Origin of the sequence: Streptomyces sp. NPDC049597, assembly GCF_040675505.1 — a bacterium.
Lineage (GTDB): Bacteria > Actinomycetota > Actinomycetes > Streptomycetales > Streptomycetaceae > Streptomyces.
The window spans coordinates 122,990-141,440 of record NZ_JBFAOY010000010.1 but is presented as its reverse complement, the minus strand read 5'-3'; the positions used below and the strand labels follow the sequence as shown (position 1 = coordinate 141,440).

Sequence of the window (18,451 nt, the reverse complement as noted above, 5' to 3'; positions counted from 1 at the left end):
TCGTTGGCTGCCTCCCGTACACACTCTGCGCACGATCACCGGCAGCGGCACGCCCGCATCACCCGTGCCGTTTCCCCGAGAAGGGGCGGAAGCCCAGGTGACAGGCGGTACCGGCGGCATGGGGCGGGCGGCGGTGCGTTGGTGCAGTCGGCCTATCGACGGCGCGCGGGTACCGGCGCGGGGCACCGCAACGCCGATCACCGAGACCGGGCCCCGGTGCGGATCCGTGCCGCCTGTCCCGGCCGACGAGGGGCCCCGTCGACCCAGGACAGGACAGGACAGGTCCCTCAGGCGTTCAGCGCCGCCGAGACGACCGCGCGGGCCTCCTCCTGGACACGGGCCAGGTGGTCGGGGCCGAGGAAGGACTCCGCGTACACCTTGTAGACGTCCTCCGTACCGGAAGGGCGCGCCGCGAACCAGGCGTTGGCCGTGGTCACCTTGATGCCGCCGATCGCCGCCCCGTTGCCCGGCGCCTCGGTGAGCACGCCGGTGACCGGCTCCCCGGCGAGCGTGCCGGCCGTCACCTGACCCGGCGACAGACGGCTCAGCACCGCCTTCTCCTCCCGCGTGGCCGGCGCGTCGACCCGGGCGTACGCCGGCTCGCCGAACCGGGCGGTGAGTTCCGCGTACTGCTCGCTCGGTGTCCGGCCCGTCACCGCCAGCATCTCGGCGGCGAGGAGGGCCATGATGATGCCGTCCTTGTCGGTGGTCCACACCGATCCGTCGCGGCGCAGGAACGAGGCGCCGGCCGACTCCTCGCCGCCGAAGCCGAGCGTGCCGTCCGCCAGCCCGTCCACGAACCACTTGAAGCCGACGGGCACTTCCACCAGGTCGCGACCGAGGTCGGCGGCCACCCGGTCGATCATCCCGGACGACACGAGCGTCTTGCCGACGGCCGCGCCCGCGGGCCACTGCTCGCGGTGGCGGTAGAGATAGCCGATGGCGACCGCGAGGTAGTGGTTGGGGTTCATCAGTCCGCCGTCCGGCGTGACGATGCCGTGCCGGTCGGCGTCCGCGTCGTTGCCGGTGGCGACGGCGTAGCGGTTCCGGGCTTCGATCAGCGAGGCCATCGCGTACGGCGACGAGCAGTCCATCCGGATCCTGCCGTCCCAGTCGAGCGTCATGAACCGCCATGTGGGATCGGTGTACGGGTTCACCACCGTCAGGTCGAGCCGGTGCTCCTCCGCGATACGGCCCCAGTACGCCACCGAGGCACCGCCGAGCGGGTCCGCGCCGATCCGCACGCCCGCGGCGCGCACGGCGTCCAGGTCGAGCACCGAGGGCAGGTCCCGCACGTAGGAGCCGAGGAAGTCGTACCGGCCGGTCGTCTGCGCTGCCAGGGCCCGCGAGTACGGAATCCGCCGTACGTCCTTCAGGCCGCCGCCGATGATCTCGTTCGCCCGCTCCTGGATCCAGCCGGTCGCCTCCGACCCGGCCGGGCCGCCGTTGGGCGGGTTGTACTTGAAACCGCCGTCCGACGGCGGGTTGTGCGACGGGGTGACCACCACCCCGTCCGCCCGGCCGGCGGGACGCGAGCGGTTGTGGGCGAGGACGGCGTGCGACACCGCCGGCGTGGGCGTGTAGCCGTCGGCCGCGTCGATGAGCACCGTCACCCCGTTGGCCGCGAAGACCTCGACGGCGGTCACCCGCGCGGGCTCGGACAGCGCATGGGTGTCCGCGCCCAGGAACAGCGGCCCGTCGACGCCCTGACGCGCCCGGTACTCGCAGATCGCCTGGCTCGTGGCGGCGATGTGGTCCTCGTTGAAGGCCGTGGCGAGGGAGGAACCGCGGTGCCCGGACGTGCCGAACGCGACACGCTGCGCCGGGTCGGCCGGATCGGGGTGCAGGGCGTAGTACGCGGTCACCAGCCGCGCCACGTCGATGAGGTCCTCGGGCCGCGCCTGCTGTCCCGCGCGCTCGTTCGGCATCCGTCCACTCCTCCACGTCGGTCGGGTGCGATCAGTCTGGCGTCACCCGGCCCCGCGGCGCGAGGCGGCCCCGCCGGCACGGCCGGGCACCCGGCGAGGAACTTCCCGGTGCCCGGCGGCGTTGCCATGGTGACGCGCGGGTACGCGCCGAGTACGGACCGGAACGACACGGGCAGAAGCCGAGGTGCACCAGTGGCGATGTGGGATCGGATCAAGGACCAGGCCAAGAACCTGCAGCAGCAGTCCCAGGGCGTGCGGGGCGCGGGCGGACACGGCAGGCCGGGCCCGGGCTCCTCGGGCGGCTCCCGGGCCCAGCTGGTGAGCACGCTCAAGTCCCAGCTCAGCTCGTTGAAGACGGAGTTGAAGAGTGGCGCCTACCGGGACGCGAGCATGGCGATGTGCGCCCTCGTCGCCGCCGCCGACGGCCATGTGGACCCGGCCGAGAGGCAGCACGTCGAATCGCTGATCCTGAGCAACGACGTCCTGCAGAACTTCCCGCCGGACCAGCTGCGCCAGCGGTTCAACAAGCACGTCGACCAGCTCGCCTTCAATTTCCCGCAGGGGAAGGGAGAGGCCCTGCAGGAGGTGGCCAAGGCGGCGAAGAAGCCGGCGGAGGCGCGCGCCGTGATCCAGACCGGTTTCGTCGTCGCGGGCGCGGACGGATACGTCGCACCCGCCGAGGAGCAGATCCTGCGCGAGGCGTGCTCCGTTCTCGGCCTGTCACCCACCGAGTTCGGTCTGTGAGCGAGGCTCCGCCGCCGTCCCTGAGAGGGACGGCGGCGGAGCCGCTGGGGTCAGACCTCGTCGTCCCGCAGGGACTTGCCTGCGCCGCGTGCCCTGTCCTTGACGTCGCCGACGGCCTTCTTGGCGCGGCCCTTCGTCTGGTCGGTGCGGCCCTCGGTCTCCATCCGCTCGTTGCCGGTGGCCTTGCCCAGCGTCTCCTTGGCCTTGCCCTTCAGCCGATCGCCCCTGCCTTTGTCCTTCGCCATGATGTGCTCCCGTGTGGAGACGGCCGCAGGTCCGCGACCGAGTGAAATCACACCCTGCGGGTACCCCGATTCTGGACGACATGCATGCGCAGCGGCAGGTCATCGCAGCGGCCGCGCCGAGACGCCGTCCCCGGAGGCGCCGCGCGAGCCGGCGGGCCACGATGGAAGAAGGCGGTGGCATTCATGAAAAGCAGTCCTGAAACCTATGAGCTCGTGTTCCAGGCGCCCGCCGTGGAGGACGACGTCGTCGTGGTCCGTCGCACCGAGCGGACGGGCGCGGGTGGCTACCCCGTCTACCAGGACGACACCGGCATCGTGCGCGCGGAGATCAGCGACCGGGGCGAGGTGCGGATGCTGGCCAGTGGCGGACACCAGACGTACCACTTCCCGGTGGTGGCCCGCGTCCCGGCCCCGGACAGGGTCGGCCCACCGGAGGCCCCGCGGCCGGCGGCGGCCTGAAGCCGCACCCGAGAGCGGGCCGGGCTGAGCCCGGCCCGCCTGACTGTGCCCGCACGGGGGGCGGGAGTGACCGGAGAGGGGGCGGCGGCCTGCGGGGCAGCGCCCCGCCCGGCCTTGATCAGCCCGCCGCTGCCCCCGCCGAGCGGCGGCCCATCACCGGCTCGGCCACCAGGCGTGCCGTGCGGCACAGCGTCTGGCCGTGGAGGTCGAAGAGGTCGTCGCGCGAGTCGAAACGGCCCAGGTCCGCGACGACGTGCCCGGACAGGTCGCAGGCCGCGGCGTCCGCCGGGCAGGCCGTGTGCCCGTCCCAGTCGATCGCCGTACGGGACAGGGCCTCGAACAGGGTCTCGGGGCCCGCGTTGGTGAAGCCGCCGCCGGGGTGCACGCTCAACTCGTCGAGTCCGCCGAAGAGTTCCGAGACGGCAAGCCACCCGCCGTCCGCCTCCCCGGCCGGCCCGAGCCGGAATTCGGGCCACGCCAGCAGCACCTGGTCCGGGACGAGCCTGCGCATCCGGGGAAAGCGGGGGTACCACAGAGCCCCGTCCACGACGAGACCGCGGACCCGGGTGGCGACACCGCCGGCCCGCGCGACCGACTCGAGGACCGCGAGCCGCTGGCTGCACGACCCGCGGCCGCGCCGCAGCACCTCCGACACGGGGCGTTCGTCCTGCACGGAGTAGACCGGCCGGACGGTCGCGGCGATCCTGCGGTGCGCACGGCGCAGAGCCTCCAGCCGATCGCCGGCGGACACGTCGCGGTCCGGCGCGGAGCCGAGGCTGCCGAGCAGCTCACCGACCCGCGGATGGCGCCAGTCCAGGATCCGCGTCGGTTCGGTGCTTCCCTCCGCGGCCCTCCCGTCGGGCGTGGCAGTACGGACCCGGTTCCGCGGCCGCAGCATCGAACTCGTCATGCCGGTCATTGTGCCCCCACCGGTTCCGGGCCCCGCAGCCGGTCGCCGAAGAGCGGTCCGGGACGGATGCTGGAAGCAGGACCTCCGACAGGGCGGGAGAGTGCGTCATGGCAAGAACGCTGGAGTGGAAGGTCGTGATCGACCTCGTCGAGGAGGACGGCACGACCAGGGCGCGGGCGGTGCTGGACACCGGCACCGCCACGATCACCGGTCATGGCACGGCCCACCGCAACCCGCAGGACGTGGACGTGCCCGAGATCGGCGACGAGCTGGCGGCCGCCCGCGCGATGCACAGCCTCACACGGCAGCTGATGAAGGCGGCCGACCGGGACCTCGAGGCGGTCGGGGCCGGCGAAGGCAGTCCGCCCGGGGCCGGATACGGCTGGCCCTACACGACTCCGTGAGCGCCCCGCACTAGGCGCCGGGATCAGTCGTGGGCGACGACCGCCACCGGTGCCGTGCAGTGGTGCATCGCGGCGTGGGCCACATGACCGATGTGCGGCACCAGGGGAGCGTGGCGGACATGGCGCCCGACGACCACCAGACCCGCGTCTGCGGCCTCCTCCACCAGCACCTCGGCGGCGGAGCCCATCACGGACCGCTCCACCACCTCCACCGAGGGATGCTCCCGGCGCCACGGCGACAGCGCGTCGCCCAGCGCCGCGGCGGCCTCACGCCCGCCCTCGGACCTGGCGTCGGCCGAGTGCCCGACCGCGAGCGGCAGCTTCCAGCCGTGGACCGCCCGCAGCGCGCACCCGCGCCGCGCCGCCTCGCCGAAGGCGAAGGAGAGCACCGGGTCGGCAGGCCGGTGGAGATCCACTCCGACCACGACGTCCTTGGCCCGGTCGTGCCCGCCGACGTTGCCCTCGGCCCGTACGACGACGACCGGCGTCCGCGTGGCCCCGATGGTCGCCAGACCGACGGAGCCCATCAGGGCACCCATCACCGTGCCCAGTCCCCGCGAGCCGAGCACCAGCAGATCGGCGTCGGCGGCCTCGGCGGAGAGCGCGGCGGGGGGCCGCCCCGACACCCTGCGCGTGGAGATCCGGAGGCCGGTGTGGGCAGCGCGCAGTTCCCCGGCGGCGCTCTCCAGCAGCCGGTCCGCCCAGGTCCGGTGGTCCTCGCGGGTGATGGTGGGCATGGCCACGGCCACCGGCAGCGGCCACTCCTCCACATGAACCAGGAGCAGGTCCGCGCCGCGCAGCGCCGCGTCCCGGGCCGCCCAGTGGGCCGCCGCGAGACTCTCGGGCGAGTTGTCCAGGCCGACGGTCACATGCGTCATGGTTCGTTCCTCCTTCGGATCGCTCCTGCGGCCACTTTCCAGCGTCCCGCTCGACGGCGCCCGGCGGCGTCCGCCCGGCGGCCCACGACCGCGCGCCTGCGCCCGAGCCCCCCGCCGGTGCGCACGGGCGGCCGCGGGGACCTCGTTCGGCGGGCGCGGCACGGGGTACCCGCCCGCCCCGGCCGCACGGCTCCGGGCACCTTCGTAACCCGTGACGAGCCGGCCCGGCGACGGAGGACGGGGCCGCCGCACGCAGCGGCGCCGCAGGGGGAACGACAGGGAGGGACGCCATGACCGTGGACGAGGGCGCCCTGCGGCCGGACCGCGTCACGGGTCCGGCGGGGCGGGACGCCGCGTGGACGGGCGCCCGTCGGTTCTGGCGCGACGCCGCGGCCGTCGTCCTCGACACGGACGGCGTCGTCACCGACTCCGCCCGTCTCCACGCGGCCGCCTGGAAGACCGCCTTCGACGCCTGCCTGACGGAGCATCCGCCGGACGACCCCCGGGACCGCCGCCCGTTCGACGTCCGCGACGACTATCGGCGCCATGTGGACGGCAGGTCCCGCCTGGACGGGGCCGCCGCGTTCCTCGGCTCCCGCGGCATGCGCCTGCCGCCGGGCGGTCCCGACGACCCGCCGGGCACCGGCACCGTGGCCGCCGTCGCCGCGTACAAGGAACGGCTGTTCACCGAACGGCTGCGGCAGCAGGGCGTCGACGCCTATCCGGGGACCGTACGGCTCCTGACCGAGCTGCGCTCCCGGGCCGTGCCGCTCGCCGCCGTGTCCGCGTCCCGCCACGCCCGCGAACTGCTCACCCGCGCCGGCGCCCTGCCGTACTTCGACGTCCTGGTGGACGGACAGGAGGCCGCCCGCCTGCGGCTGCCCGGCAAACCCGACCCCGCTCTCTTCCTGGAGGCGGCGCGCAGGCTCGGCGTGCCGCCCGGCCGGTGCGCCGTCGTCGAGGACGCGCTGGCCGGTGTGGCGGCGGGCCGGCGCGGCGGATTCGTCCTGGTCGTCGGAGTCGACCGCGCCGCCGGCCCCGGCACGGGGACCGCGCTGCTGGAACACGGCGCCGACCTCGTCGTCCGTGACCTCGCCGACCTGCTCCCGGCTGTACCCGAGGACTGACCATGCCCGAGTGGATCTGGACGTACGAGGGCTACGCCCCCGGCCGCGAGCGCCTGCGGGAGGCCCTGTGCACGCTCGGCAACGGCTACTTCGCCACCCGCGGCGCCGCCCCCGAAACCGTCGCCGACGTCGTGCACTACCCCGGCACCTACGCGGCCGGCTGCTACAACCGGCTGACCTCCAACGTCGCCGGCCGCCAGGTCGTCAACGAGGACATGGTCAACCTCCCCAACTGGCTGCCGCTGCGCTTCCGCATGCACACCCCGAGCGGCGACGCACCCTGGTTCCACCCCGACAGCCCCGCCCTGCGCGAACACCGCCAGCGACTCGACCTGTACTCCGGGACGCTCGAACGCAGCGTGCGGTACGCGGCGGGCGACGGACGCGTACTGGCGGTGCGCCAGCTGAGGTTCGTGCACATGGGCGACCCGCATCTGGCGGTGCTGCGCACCCAGTTCACGGCCGAGGGATGGTCCGGGGACATCGAGGTGGAGGCCGCGCTCGACGGCTCCGTGACCAACAGCGGCGTCGCCCGCTACCGGGAGCTCAACGGCAGCCACCTCGTCCACGTCAACGCGGGGAACGGCGACCAGGGGGCGGTGTGGCTGCGCTGCCGCACCACCACCTCCGACATCCGCATCGGCATGGCGGCCCGCACCACCGCCGACGAGCCCGGGGACCCGCGGCGGGCGGAGACCGAGCGGCTGCGCCCGGCCCACGAACCGCTGCGCGCCGTACAGCTGATGCGCCTGTTCCTCGAGGACGGCCGCACCCGGACCGTCGACAAGACCGTCGCCCTGCACACCTCCCGGGACGCGGCGATCAGCGACCCCCTGCACGCCGCCGTCGACCGCGTCGACCGCGCCTCCGGCTTCGACGCCCTTCTGGAGTCCCACCGCACCGCCTGGCGGCAGTTGTGGGGCAGGGGCGAACTAAACGTGCCGGGGGAGGCCGGGCGCATCCTGCGCCTGCATCTCTTCCACGTCCTGCAGACCCTCTCGCCGCACACCGCCGACCTCGACGTCGGCGTACCGGCCCGCGGGCTGCACGGCGAGGCGTACCGCGGGCACATCTTCTGGGACGAGCTGTTCGTCCTGCCCTATCTGAACCTGCACTTCCCGGAGGTGTCCCGGGCGCTGCTCATGTACCGCCACCGCCGCCTGGAGGCGGCACTGCGGCTGGCCCGCGACATCGGGCACATCGGGGCCATGTACCCGTGGCAGAGCGGGAGCGACGGCCGCGAGGAGACGCAGGAGCTGCATCTCAACCCGCGCTCGGGGCGCTGGCTGCCCGACCACTCGAGGCTCCAGCACCACGTCGGGTCGGCCATCGCGTACAACGTCTGGCAGTACTGCGAGGCGAGCGGGGACGCGGAGTTCCTGCACACCAAGGGCGCGGAGATGCTGACGCAGATCGCCCGCTTCTGGGCCCACTTCGCCACCTACGACGAGGACAGGGAGCGCTATCGCATCCGCGGGGTCGTCGGACCCGACGAGTACCACGACGCGTACCCCGGAGCGAAGCTGCCGGGCCTCGACGACAACGCGTACACCAACGTCACCGCCGCGTGGGTGCTCGCCCGCGCGCTCGACGTCATCCGTGAACTGCCCGCACCGCGCCGGCGCGAACTGAGCGAGCGCACCCTGCTCGACGAGACCGAGCTGGACCACTGGGACGAGGTCTCGCGGCGGCTGTACGTGCCCTTCCACGACGGTGTCATCAGCCAGTTCCACGGCTACGACGGCCTCGCGGAACTCGACTGGGCCGGACTGCGCGCACGCCACGGCGACATCCGCCGTCTCGACCGCGTCCTGGAGGCCGAGGGCGACACCGTCAACCGCTACAAGGCGTCCAAGCAGGCCGACGTCCTCATGCTCGGCTACCTGTTCTCGCCCGCCGAGATGGGCGGTGTCTTCCGGCGCCTGGGCTACGAACTGGACGACGAGACCTGGAGCCGGACCGTGGACTACTACCTGGGGCGCACCAGCCACGGCTCCACGCTGAGCGGCCTGGTCCACGGCTGGGTCCTCGCCCGGGTGCGCCGGCAGGACGCGTGGGTGTACTGCCGCGAGGCGCTGGAGGGCGACATCGCCGATCTGCACGGCGGAACCACCGAGGAGGGTGTGCACCTGGGCGCCATGGCCGGAACGCTCGACCTCGTCCAGCGCGGCCTGACAGGGATGGAGACCCGCGGCGGGGCCCTCTGGTTCGACCCCGTCCACTCTCCCGAACTCCCGGACTACGGGTTCTCCATCCGTTACCACGGGCACTGGGGCGTGCGCGTGCGCATGCGGCCGGGGGAACTGGAGATCGGCGTGCCGGACTCGGACGAGTCCCCGATCGAGGTACGCCTCACCGACCGCACGGCGTCGGTGGAGCCGGGCACCTCGCGCGTGCTGCCGTTCCCCGTCGGTTAGGCGCCTTCTTCCGGCTCGGGCCGGCTCAGTCCGCGCGCGTGTCGTCGTCGGTGTAGGAGAGGTGGTCCACCACGTCCACGACGCCGTCGACGCTCTGGCACAGGCGAACGACGACGCGCACCAGGCTCTTGCGGTCCAGCGTCCCGCTGAGCGTGACCCGGCCCTGGTCGACCTGGACGGTGACGGCTGCCGGCGACACGCCCAGCGTGCCGCCGAGGACGTCCTCCACGATCTCCTCCTGAATGGCCCGGTCCCGCCGCAGGAACAGCTGGAGCAGATCACTGCGGCTCACCACCCCGATCAGCCGCCCCGAGCCGTCGACCACCGGCAGCCGCTTGATGTGCCGGTCCTCCATCACCCGGGCCGCCTCCACCGCGCTCCACTCCGGCCGCGCGACCACGGCGGGGCTCGTCATCAGCCCCTCGGCCGTGTCGGAGCCGGTACCGCTGGTGTGCCGGCGCAGCAGATCCGCCTCGGACACGACGCCGACGGGCCGGCCGTCGTCGTCGATCACGGGCACGGCGGTGATGCCGAACTCGTCGAGCAGCCGGGCGATCTCCTTGAAGACGGTGCCGCGCTGGACGGACACCGCCTCGGGCGTCATCAGGTCGGCGACACAGCGGTGTCTCATTCCGCACCGGTCCTCGGCGTCATGGCTCCACCTCCACCTGCGGACAGCTCCTGGACCCAAGTATTTCCGAGGCGCCCCGACCGGTCGCGGCGGGGCGGCGCGCCGGGCATCGTCGCCGTGCGGCCCGCCGGGCGCCTGACTACCGTGGGCGCGAGGCGCGAGCCGCACCGGGAACGCCGACCTGGGAAGGTGCCACCATGCCCGAGAGACCGCAGACGGGAGGCCCGGCCGCGGGGCCGTCGAAGGGCGACATCGGCCGCCGGGTGGCCGCCCGCCGGCAGCAGCTCGGGCTGTCCCGCGAGGACGTCGCGCTGCGCGCCGGATCCGCGCCCGGGTACATCGAGTACCTGGAGGAGCAGACCGCGACCCCGGGCATGGGCTTCCTGCTGCGGCTGGCCGACGCCCTGGAGACCACCGTCACCGCCCTGACCGGAGGCGGCGCGGACGCGCCGCCCGGCTCGGGGCGCGCCGCGCACCGGCCCGAACTGGTGGAGCTGGCCGAGGACGAGTGCTGGGCGCTGCTCGGCACACACGGAGTGGGGCGCATCGCCGTCGCGGGACGGGACGGGCCCGCCATCCTGCCGGTCAACTACCTGGTCGCAGAAGGGGAGGTGGCCTTCCGGACCTCCCGGGAGGCGCGGCCCGCTCAGGGCGCGGGCGAGGAGATCGCCTTCGAGGTGGACCACATCGACGAGGCGTTCAGCCGTGGCTGGAGCGTCCTGATCGTCGGCACGGCACGGGCGGTCACGGACCGGGCCGCCGTACGGGAGCTGGAGCGGCAGGCGTACAGCGCGCCGTGGGCGGGCGGCGAGCGGGACCTGTGGATCGTCCTCGCCCCCGAGCGGGTCACCGGCCGCCGCATCCTCGTGCGCGGTGCGCCCGCGCCGTGGGACTTCCGCTGACGCGGGCCGCCCCTCAGGTCAGCAGCCGCAGCACCGCGGCCTCCACCGGCCCCTGGGTGGCCAGCACGCCGGGCCGGTCCTCGCGGCCCAGGTCCCCGAGGGCCGACTCGATGGTGACGCCCTCGTCGTACAGCTCGAACAGCCGCGGATTGATGTAGGAGGAGCGGCACACGGCGGGGGTGTTGCCGAGGTAGTCGGCCACCTCCCGCACGGCACGGGAGGTCGCGCGCCGCCGGGCCGCCTGCGACGTCCTCGCGGCGGGCGCCGACACGCCCAGCGCCACGGCGGCGAGGACGGTGGCGTGCCAGGTCCGGAAGTCCTTGCTGGTGAGGGGGCGGCCCGCGAGCCGGTGCAGATGCCGGTTGAGCTCGTCGCCGCTCACGTCGTGCCACATGCGGTCCTCCCAGTAGGCCAGCAGCCTGTCGCCCCCGCCGCCCCGCCTCAGCAGCGCCCGGACGGCGGTGAAGGACTCCTCGTCGACGAGTTCCCGGCAGTAGCGGCGTCCGCTCTTGGCCGGGTAGTCGAAGCCGATCTCCCCGCCGCGGCACGTCACCTGGTCGCGCAGCACGGTGGTGAGCCCGTACGAGTCGTTGGTCTCCGTGTAGTGCTCGTCGCCGACGCGGAAGAAACCGAGGTCCAGCAGCCGCACCCCGAGGGCGAGCACCCGGCCGCGCCCGAGGCCGCCCCCGCGCAGGTCCCGGGAGACCCGTTGGCGGACGCGGGGGAGCCTGGCGGCGGCCTCCAGCACCCGTTCGTGCTTGGCGGCCTCCTGCTGCTCGCGGAACCGCTGGTGGTACAGGTACTGGCGGCGGCCCGCGGCGTCGGTGCCGACGGCCTGGATGTGTCCGTTGGGCCAGGGGCAGATCCACACGTCGGTCCACGCCGGCGGAATGGCCAGGGCGCGTACCCGGTACCGCTCCGCGCCGTCCACGAGCGTGCGGCCCTCGGCGTCGAGGTAGCGGAACCCGCGGCCGTGTCTCACGCGCCGGAGGCCGGGGCCGGCGGGCCGGCTGGTACGCAGGCGCATGGACTCTCCTTCCGGTGTTCCGGTACGCGGCTACCCGCTCCGCCCCGCTTCACCCCCGGACGCGCCCCGGCCGGTACGCCTCTCCGCCGGGATGCCGGCCCTGCCGCGGGGTACCCGTCAGGGCCGGCGCCGCATCCGCGCGGCGCGTCGTACACGGGGGCGGCCGACGACGGAGAAGGACATGCCCGAGCTGCCGGATGTCGAAGGGTTCCGCGAGGTGCTGCGCTCCTGCGGCACGGGCCGGCGGATCAGGAGAGTCGACGTGCGCGACCCGGGCGTGCTGCGCGGGGTGACCGTGCGGCGGCTGCGGAAGGAGCTGGAGGGGAGGCGGCTGGAGGAGCCCTGGCGGCACGGCAAATGGCTCGTGGCGCCCACCGACGGGCCCCGCGTCGTGTGGCACTTCGGGATGACGGGGCTGCTCCTGGCCGCATCGCCCGACGACCCCGTGGCGGACCACGACCGGATCGTGCTCACCCTCGACGACGACCGCAGGCTGCACTACCGCGACCAGCGCAAGCTCCAGGGCGTCCACCTGGCCGGCAGCGACGAGGCCGTGGGGAACGTCCTCGGTGACCTGGGGCCCGACGCTCTGGGCCTGCCCCGGGACACGTTCCTCGAACGGGTCGCGGGGCGGCGGGGCGCCGTCAAGAACGTGCTGATGGACCAGTCGGTGCTCGCCGGCCTGGGCAACCTCCTCAGCGACGAGATCCTCTGGCGCGCAGGGGTGGCGCCCGACCGCCCCGCGCGCGACCTGGACGAGGCCGAGCTGCGCCGGATCCACGCCGCGATGGGCCGGGTCCTGCGGTCCGCCGTCCCGGCCGCCCGCGTGCCGCCCCGGCGGAGCTGGCTCACCGGACGGCGGGACGACCGCGACCCGGTGTGCCCGCGCTGCCGCGGGCCGCTGCGCTCCGGCCGCACCGGCGGCCGCCGCTCCGTGTGGTGCCCCGCCTGCCAGAGCTGACCAGAGCTGAGCCGCGCGGAGCGGGCGGCCGCAGGGAGCCCGCGTCGCCGGGGCTTCGCCGCCGCCAGGGGGTGCGTCGCTAGGGCTTCAGCAGGGTCTTGACCATGCCGTCGCGCTTGGCCTGGAACGTGGCGTACGCCTCGGGGCCCTTGTCCAGCGGCAGGGTGTGCGTGGCGAAGCCCTCGACGCCGAGCGGATCGGCGTCCGTCAGCAGCGGAAGGATGTCGTCCACCCAGCGCCGGACGTTGGCCTGCCCCATACGGAGCTGGATCTGCCTGTCGAACAGGGTGAGCATCGGCACGGGATCCGCCATGCCGCCGTAGACCCCGGCCAGGGAGATCGTGCCGCCGCGCCGTACAGCGTCGATGGCCGTGTAGAACGCCTCCAGCCGGTCCACGCCGACATGCTCCATGACGCGCCGGGCCACGCGTCCGGGCAGCAGACCGGTCGCCCACTGGCCGGCCTTGGCGACCGGTGCCCCGTGGGCCTCCATCCCCACGGCGTCGATGACCGCGTCCGAGCCGCGGCCGTTGGTCAGCTCACGGATGGCGTCGGCGACCTCGTCGTGCTCGCGCAGGTCGAGGACCGTCACCCCCCGCGCCTCGGCCCGGTCGAGACGCTCGGGCACGAGGTCGACACCGATGACGAGTCCGGCGCCCCGGTGCAGGGCCACGCGGCAGGCCATGTCGCCGATCGGTCCGAGCCCGAGCACGGTCAGCGACCCGCCGGGCGGGACGTCCGCGTACTCCACGGCCTGCCATGCCGTCGGCAGGACGTCCGAGAGGTAGACGAAACGCTCGTCCGGTGGCCCCTCGGGCACCTTGACCGGCAGTGTGTCGCCGAAGGGCACCCGCAGGTACTCGGCCTGCCCGCCGGGCACCTGCCCGTACAGCTTCGTGTAGCCGAACAGCGACGCGCCCGTGCCGCGGTCCCGCACCTGGGTCGTCTCGCACTGCGAGTGGAGGCCCTGGGCGCACATGAAGCACTCGCCGCACGAGATGTTGAACGGCACGACGACGCGGTCGCCGGCCGACAGGGCCGTCACCTCGGGACCGGTCTCCTCCACGATGCCCATGGGCTCGTGGCCGAGGATGTCGCCGGGGTCGAGGTACGGGCCCAGGACCTCGTAGAGGTGGAGATCCGAACCGCAGATGCCGGTGGACGTCACCCGGACGATCACATCCTTCGGCTCGGTGATGCGGGGATCGGGGACGGTCTCGATCCGGACGTCCCGCCGGCCCTGCCATGTCAGTGCGCGCATCGTGTCCTCCCGTGTTGCCTTCCGGTGAGCGGCCTGCGGCGGTCGTACGGGCGGCGCCGCGCACCCGGCCGCCACGGGCGAGTACCCGAAGCGGGTGATGGCATTACATACACGGGCGAGGCTATTACATACGGAAGAAAACGGACTATTGGTGCCCAATGGAGCGCCGGTATTTCCGTGCGGGACTTTCCTCTCCCATTGCCTTTATGTCCGTTTATTCATGAAACGGGTGACTGGTCTTTGTTGTCCTCGGATCCGTGACGTCGGTCACGTGACGCACGCCCCACGGCGCCGGGAGGTGGCCGTGCATCCCTTGCGCAGAAGGAAAGTTGAGTTGCCGACAGGAAAGGAGGAAGGTCATTTCCTTCCCTTTTCCCGGGTCGGGAATTGCGGTTGTGAATTCAGGGCTTGTTACGTCGGGCCGCTCTCGCTTACGGTCACCGCAATCCGGACGGACCGCCGAATCCTGCCGCTGTCCGGGAATCCGACCACACGCACTCACGTTCGGCAGGAGCGGGGGACCCAGGTAGGCCGCCGATCCGGAAACCGGAACGGCTCGGGGTGAAGTCGCACCGACCATGCGACCGGGCATCTCCAGCCCGAACCCGACAGCTCACCTCGCAGGCGACGGAGAGGAATGCGTCATGCCTGCACTGGGTAAGCACCGCCGTCCCAAGTCCGGCCGACTCGTCCGCGGTTTCGTCGCCGCGGGCACGGGCGGCGCCGCGCTCGCCCTGCCGTTGCTCGTCGCGACCACCGCCGGTGCCGCGCAGCCGGCCAAGGCCGCGACCGCGAAGGCCGTCGCCACGGCGCCCGCCGCGGCGAAGAAGGCCCCCGCGACGTACACCGTCGTCGCGGGCGACTCGCTGGCGAAGATCGCCGCGGAGCACTCCCTCACTGGTGGCTGGAAGAAGCTCTACAACGACAACCGCCGGAACATCGGCGCCGACCCGGCGCTGATCCGTCCCGGTCTGAAGCTCACCATCGGCGCCAAGGCCGTGCCCGCGGACCGCGCCGCCGACGCCGCCCGCGCCGACCGCTCCGCGGCCCGCACCGCCCCGGTGGCGAAGAAGGCCCCGGCCGCCAAGGCCAAGACGTATTCCAACGATCTCGACGGCTGGATCAAGGAATCCCTCGACATCATGGCCAAGCACGGAATTCCCGGCACCTACGAGGGAATCCACCGCAACATCATGCGCGAGTCCTCCGGAAATCCGCTGGCGATCAACAACTGGGACATCAACGCGATCAATGGAACGCCCTCCAAGGGCCTTCTCCAGGTGATCGACCCGACGTTCCGGGCCTACCACGTGCCCGGCACGCCGTTCGACAGCTTCGACCCGGTCGCGAACATCACCGCCGCGTGCAACTACGCCGCCGCCAGGTACGGCTCCATCGACAATGTGAACGGCCCGTACTGACCGTAGCCCCGCATTCGCGGCTTCGATTGCAGATGGAATCGCGCCGGGCGCCCGCTCTGACAACACGTCAGTGCGGCGCCCGGCGCGGCCATGTGCTCGCCCGGCGCCGGCAGCGGGAAGGTGGAGACATGCGACTGCTGCTGATCTCCGACACCCATGTGCCCCGGCGCGCCCGCCGCCTGCCCGACGAGGTGATGGCCCGTGTCGAGGAGGCCGATGCGGTGATCCACGCCGGCGACTGGGTCGACACCGCGACCCTCGACCTCCTTCAGAACCGCTCCGCCCGCCTCCTGGCCGTGTACGGCAACAACGACGGCGACGAGCTGCGCGCCCGGCTGCCGGAGGTGGCCCGGGCCGAGCTCGGCGGTCTCCGGTTCGGCGTCGTGCACGAGACGGGACCCGCCGCCGGACGCGAGCGGCGCTGCGCGGAGAGGTTCCCCGACCTCGACGTGCTGGTCTTCGGCCACAGCCACATCCCGTGGGACACCACGGCCCCCGGCGGCCTGCGGCTGCTCAACCCCGGCTCCCCGACCGACCGCAGACGACAGCCCCACCACACGTACATGACCGCGCGGGCGGAGGACGGCGTGCTGGCCGAGGTCCTGCTGCACCGCCTGTGACCGGGCCGGGGTAGTTTTGCGGTCAACCGATCTCAGGAGCCGCCCGTGTCCGCCAGGCCCCGCCTGCTGTACGTCACCGACCTCGCCTACCCGGCCAAGGGGCGGCGGTACTGCGACGAGGACATCCACCTGTCCTCCCGGCTGCGCGAGGACTTCGACATCGCCCTCGTCCATCCGGCGGACGCGGCCGCGCTGATGGACGGCTTCGACGGCGTCGTGGTGCGCAACAGCGGGCCCGTCCTGCACTACCAGGACGCGTACGACGCCTTCCGCGGGCAGGCGCTCAGGACCGGCACCAGGGTCTACAACCCGCTGACCGCGCGTGGCGACATGGCGGGCAAGCAGTACCTGCTGGACCTCACCAGGGCCGGTTACCCGGTCATCCCCACCGTGGACCGGCTCGACGACCTCCGCCTGCTGCCGGCCGTCGACGAGTACGCGGTCAAGCCCAAGGCCGGAGCCGACTCCATCGGCCTGCACTTCGCGGATGCCGAGCGGCTCCCCGGTCTCACGCGCGGCGACGTGCTGATACAGCCGCGCATCGACTTCCTCTACGAGGTCTCCTTCTACTTCGTGGACGACAGCTTCCAGTACGCCCTCCACGCCCCCGACCCCGCCCGCCGCTGGGAACTGCAGCCGTACGAGCCCACCGCGGCCGACCTCGACTTCGCCCGGCGGTTCATCGCCTGGAACACCGTCGACCACGGCATCCAGCGCGTCGACGCCTGCCGCACCCGCGACTTCGGACTGCTGCTCGTCGAACTCGAGGACCTCAACCCGTACCTGTCCCTCGACCTGGTCGACGAGACGACCCGCGAGGCGTTCGTCGCCGCGCTGAAGACCTCGCTGCACCGCTTCCTCGCCGCGCCGGCGGCCGCGGCCGCGTAGTCGGCGCCCGAGCGCCCCGGCCCGGCCGCCGCCGCGTCGGGGTGGTTCGGCCCGGCCCATGGCCCGCCCCCGCGGCCACGTCTCCTGCGGTTACGCGTCGCCTGCGGCCGCGGACCCCGCGTCGTACACGTCCAGGCGGCCGCACATCCCGAACCGGCCGCCTGCCGCCGGCCGCTGCGCCCGTACGACGGCGTCCGTGAGGCAGCCGGCGTCGCCCCGTTCCCGGCGCGCCAACTGCCCGCCGGTGGCGGCCGACGCGGGCCCGTCAGCCACCGCTCGCGCCGGCGGTCCGCCGGCGGGCGCACCAGGGCGGCCGCCGCCCGGTGGAACGCGGTCAGCGGCTCCGGGTCCCCGGCGCGGCCGCCGCGCGCAGCGCGGTGAAGCCCTCGATCGCGGCCCGGTCAAGACCGCCGCCGCCTACCGCACCGGGCCCGTCATCCTCCCAACACGCCGGGCAGCCATGCCAGTTGAGTGGCCTCCTGGTGCGGGCCGCCGCCCTCGTGGTCGTTGAAGTCGTAGACCGCGATCCGCTTCTCCTCGTGGGCATAGGCGTTGAAGGCGGCGAACACCGTCGACGGCGGGCACGTCTGGTCCTCCAGGGCCGCCGAGAAGAGCGCCGGCGCACGCCCTCGCGCCGCGAAGTGGACCCCGTCGAAGTACGCGAGTGTGCGCGCCGCCTGCGCACTCCGGCCGCGATGGGTCCGCAGGTAGTTGCCGACCTCCCGGTAGGGGTCGCGGTCGGTGAGCGTCGTGGCGCGCGGGAAGTCGCACAGGAACGGCACGTCCGGGGCGACGGCCGCCAGGTCCGGCACCAGAGCGCCCACCGCGAGCGCGATGCCGCCGCCCTGGCTGACCCCGACGGCCGCCGTCCTGGTGGCGTCCGTCAGCGGGTGCGAGCGCGCCGCCTCGACCGCGCGTACGGCGTCGGTGAACACCCGCCGGTAGTAGAAGTCGTGCGGGTCCTCGATGCCCTTCGTGAGGTAGCCGGGGCAGGCGGGCCCGCTGCCCACCGGGTCCGGTGTGCTGCCGTTCGTCCAGCCGCTGCCCTGGCCCCGGGTGTCCATGACGAAGTGCGCGAAGCCCGCCGACGCCCACAGCAGATGGGTGTGGGGCAGTCCGCGTCCGCCGCCGTAACCGAGGAACTCCACGACCACCGGTACCGGTTCGGCGGTCCCGGCGGGCAGCACCAGCCAGCCCTTCACCGGGTGCCCCCCGAATCCGGCGAAGGTCACGTCGTGGACCTCCACCGACGTCAGTCCGGTCGCCACGGGCTCGAAGCGCGCCCCGAGGGCGTGGGCGCGGGACTCCTCCAGCGTCTTCGTCCAGAACGCGTCGAAGTCCGCCGGTTCGGCGGAGGCGCTGCGATACCTGCGCAGCTCGTCGAGCGGGAGATCGAACAGGGCCATGAGAACCGCCTTCGCCACGGGAGCAGGGAGCAGGTCAACATGTTCTGCCATCGCCTGGCAAGAGCGCGGCTCACGAGCGACGCGCCCCTGCCGCGGCGGACGGGCTCCCGCCGCAGGGCCCTTGCCGACCGACGAGCGCTCCTGCTATCCCTCTTGGTTAGGAAAGTTTCCTTCCAATCCTTGCCATCGCCACGCACGTTGCACCGGTTCTGTCCCGGCCCG

Annotated in this window: 18 protein-coding genes, 1 pseudogene and 1 riboswitch; of the genes and pseudogenes, 10 read left to right on the top strand and 9 right to left on the bottom strand. The window is 73.2% G+C overall.

Features of this window, described 5'->3' with window-relative positions:
- Window positions 1-287 precede the first annotated feature (287 nt).
- Window positions 288-1,928 carry a phosphoglucomutase (alpha-D-glucose-1,6-bisphosphate-dependent) gene (gene pgm / locus AB0K02_RS14475; protein ID WP_365992731.1) on the bottom strand — a complete coding sequence of 547 codons (1,641 nt, stop codon included), beginning with the start codon at window positions 1,926-1,928 and terminating at the stop codon, window positions 288-290.
- Window positions 1,929-2,120: 192 nt separating this feature from the next.
- On the opposite strand from pgm, the gene AB0K02_RS14470 reads away from it, so the two are divergent.
- Window positions 2,121-2,672, top strand: a complete 552-nt coding sequence (locus AB0K02_RS14470) for a TerB family tellurite resistance protein (protein WP_365992730.1) — start codon at window positions 2,121-2,123, stop codon at window positions 2,670-2,672.
- Between the two features lie 50 nt (window positions 2,673-2,722).
- On the opposite strand, the gene AB0K02_RS14465 is transcribed toward AB0K02_RS14470, so the two are convergent.
- Complete coding sequence (locus AB0K02_RS14465) at window positions 2,723-2,917, bottom strand: CsbD family protein (RefSeq protein ID WP_365992729.1); 195 nt, start codon at window positions 2,915-2,917, stop codon at window positions 2,723-2,725.
- Window positions 2,918-3,100: 183 nt separating this feature from the next.
- Between AB0K02_RS14465 and AB0K02_RS14460 the strand changes: the two genes are divergently transcribed.
- Window positions 3,101-3,376 (top strand): DUF6296 family protein, encoded by a 276-nt coding sequence (locus AB0K02_RS14460; protein WP_365992728.1) that lies wholly within the window; start codon window positions 3,101-3,103, stop codon window positions 3,374-3,376.
- Between the two features lie 118 nt (window positions 3,377-3,494).
- Here AB0K02_RS14460 and AB0K02_RS14455 read toward each other — a convergent pair whose 3' ends face one another.
- Window positions 3,495-4,286, bottom strand: coding sequence for a transglutaminase domain-containing protein (locus AB0K02_RS14455; protein ID WP_365992727.1), 792 nt, complete (start codon window positions 4,284-4,286; stop codon window positions 3,495-3,497).
- Window positions 4,287-4,393: 107 nt separating this feature from the next.
- Here AB0K02_RS14455 and AB0K02_RS14450 point away from each other — a divergent pair, with 107 nt between their 5' ends.
- Window positions 4,394-4,690 (top strand): DUF1876 domain-containing protein, encoded by a 297-nt coding sequence (locus AB0K02_RS14450; protein WP_365992726.1) that lies wholly within the window; start codon window positions 4,394-4,396, stop codon window positions 4,688-4,690.
- A gap of 23 nt (window positions 4,691-4,713) precedes the next feature.
- Here AB0K02_RS14450 and AB0K02_RS14445 read toward each other — a convergent pair whose 3' ends face one another.
- Window positions 4,714-5,568 (bottom strand): universal stress protein, encoded by an 855-nt coding sequence (locus AB0K02_RS14445; RefSeq protein WP_365992725.1) that lies wholly within the window; start codon window positions 5,566-5,568, stop codon window positions 4,714-4,716.
- Between the two features lie 290 nt (window positions 5,569-5,858).
- On the opposite strand from AB0K02_RS14445, the gene AB0K02_RS14440 reads away from it, so the two are divergent.
- Both AB0K02_RS14440 and AB0K02_RS14435 read left to right on the top strand, forming a co-directional pair.
- Window positions 5,859-6,695 (top strand): HAD-IA family hydrolase, encoded by an 837-nt coding sequence (locus AB0K02_RS14440; protein WP_365992724.1) that lies wholly within the window; start codon window positions 5,859-5,861, stop codon window positions 6,693-6,695.
- A 2-nt stretch (window positions 6,696-6,697) separates the two neighbouring features.
- The gene (locus tag AB0K02_RS14435; RefSeq protein ID WP_365992723.1) at window positions 6,698-9,112 is read left to right on the top strand and encodes a glycosyl hydrolase family 65 protein; all 2,415 of its coding nucleotides are present in this window, start codon (window positions 6,698-6,700) and stop codon (window positions 9,110-9,112) included.
- A gap of 25 nt (window positions 9,113-9,137) precedes the next feature.
- Here the strand turns inward: AB0K02_RS14435 and AB0K02_RS14430 are convergent, their stop codons facing one another.
- Window positions 9,138-9,743 carry a CBS domain-containing protein gene (locus AB0K02_RS14430; protein ID WP_365992722.1) on the bottom strand — a complete coding sequence of 202 codons (606 nt, stop codon included), beginning with the start codon at window positions 9,741-9,743 and terminating at the stop codon, window positions 9,138-9,140.
- A gap of 197 nt (window positions 9,744-9,940) precedes the next feature.
- Between AB0K02_RS14430 and AB0K02_RS14425 the strand changes: the two genes are divergently transcribed.
- The gene (locus AB0K02_RS14425) at window positions 9,941-10,645 is read left to right on the top strand and encodes a pyridoxamine 5'-phosphate oxidase family protein (RefSeq protein ID WP_365992721.1); all 705 of its coding nucleotides are present in this window, start codon (window positions 9,941-9,943) and stop codon (window positions 10,643-10,645) included.
- 13 nt (window positions 10,646-10,658) lie between these two features.
- Here the strand turns inward: AB0K02_RS14425 and AB0K02_RS14420 are convergent, their stop codons facing one another.
- Window positions 10,659-11,672 (bottom strand): DNA topoisomerase IB, encoded by a 1,014-nt coding sequence (locus tag AB0K02_RS14420; protein WP_365992720.1) that lies wholly within the window; start codon window positions 11,670-11,672, stop codon window positions 10,659-10,661.
- 181 nt (window positions 11,673-11,853) lie between these two features.
- Here AB0K02_RS14420 and AB0K02_RS14415 point away from each other — a divergent pair, with 181 nt between their 5' ends.
- On the top strand, window positions 11,854-12,633 hold the full coding sequence (locus tag AB0K02_RS14415; RefSeq protein ID WP_365992719.1) for a DNA-formamidopyrimidine glycosylase family protein: 780 nt from the start codon (window positions 11,854-11,856) through the stop codon (window positions 12,631-12,633).
- A 79-nt stretch (window positions 12,634-12,712) separates the two neighbouring features.
- Here AB0K02_RS14415 and AB0K02_RS14410 read toward each other — a convergent pair whose 3' ends face one another.
- A complete protein-coding gene (locus AB0K02_RS14410) occupies window positions 12,713-13,894 on the bottom strand; it encodes a zinc-dependent alcohol dehydrogenase (RefSeq protein WP_365992718.1) in 1,182 nt (393 codons plus the stop codon).
- Between the two features lie 485 nt (window positions 13,895-14,379).
- Window positions 14,380-14,534: riboswitch (cyclic di-AMP (ydaO/yuaA leader) on the top strand.
- A 4-nt stretch (window positions 14,535-14,538) separates the two neighbouring features.
- On the opposite strand from AB0K02_RS14410, the gene AB0K02_RS14405 reads away from it, so the two are divergent.
- The 3 genes from AB0K02_RS14405 (at window position 14,539) to AB0K02_RS14395 (ending at window position 16,823) form a co-directional block, all read left to right on the top strand.
- The gene (locus tag AB0K02_RS14405; RefSeq protein WP_365992717.1) at window positions 14,539-15,315 is read left to right on the top strand and encodes a LysM peptidoglycan-binding domain-containing protein; all 777 of its coding nucleotides are present in this window, start codon (window positions 14,539-14,541) and stop codon (window positions 15,313-15,315) included.
- 128 nt (window positions 15,316-15,443) lie between these two features.
- Window positions 15,444-15,935 (top strand): metallophosphoesterase, encoded by a 492-nt coding sequence (locus AB0K02_RS14400; RefSeq protein WP_365992716.1) that lies wholly within the window; start codon window positions 15,444-15,446, stop codon window positions 15,933-15,935.
- Between the two features lie 45 nt (window positions 15,936-15,980).
- Window positions 15,981-16,823, top strand: coding sequence for a hypothetical protein (locus AB0K02_RS14395; RefSeq protein ID WP_365992715.1), 843 nt, complete (start codon window positions 15,981-15,983; stop codon window positions 16,821-16,823).
- Between the two features lie 90 nt (window positions 16,824-16,913).
- On the opposite strand, the pseudogene AB0K02_RS14390 reads toward AB0K02_RS14395, so the two are convergent.
- Window positions 16,914-17,217, bottom strand: a pseudogene (locus AB0K02_RS14390) (cupin); the annotation flags it as partial.
- A gap of 40 nt (window positions 17,218-17,257) precedes the next feature.
- On the bottom strand, window positions 17,258-18,229 hold the full coding sequence (locus AB0K02_RS14385) for an acetylxylan esterase (RefSeq protein ID WP_365992714.1): 972 nt from the start codon (window positions 18,227-18,229) through the stop codon (window positions 17,258-17,260).
- Window positions 18,230-18,451: the final 222 nt, after the last annotated feature.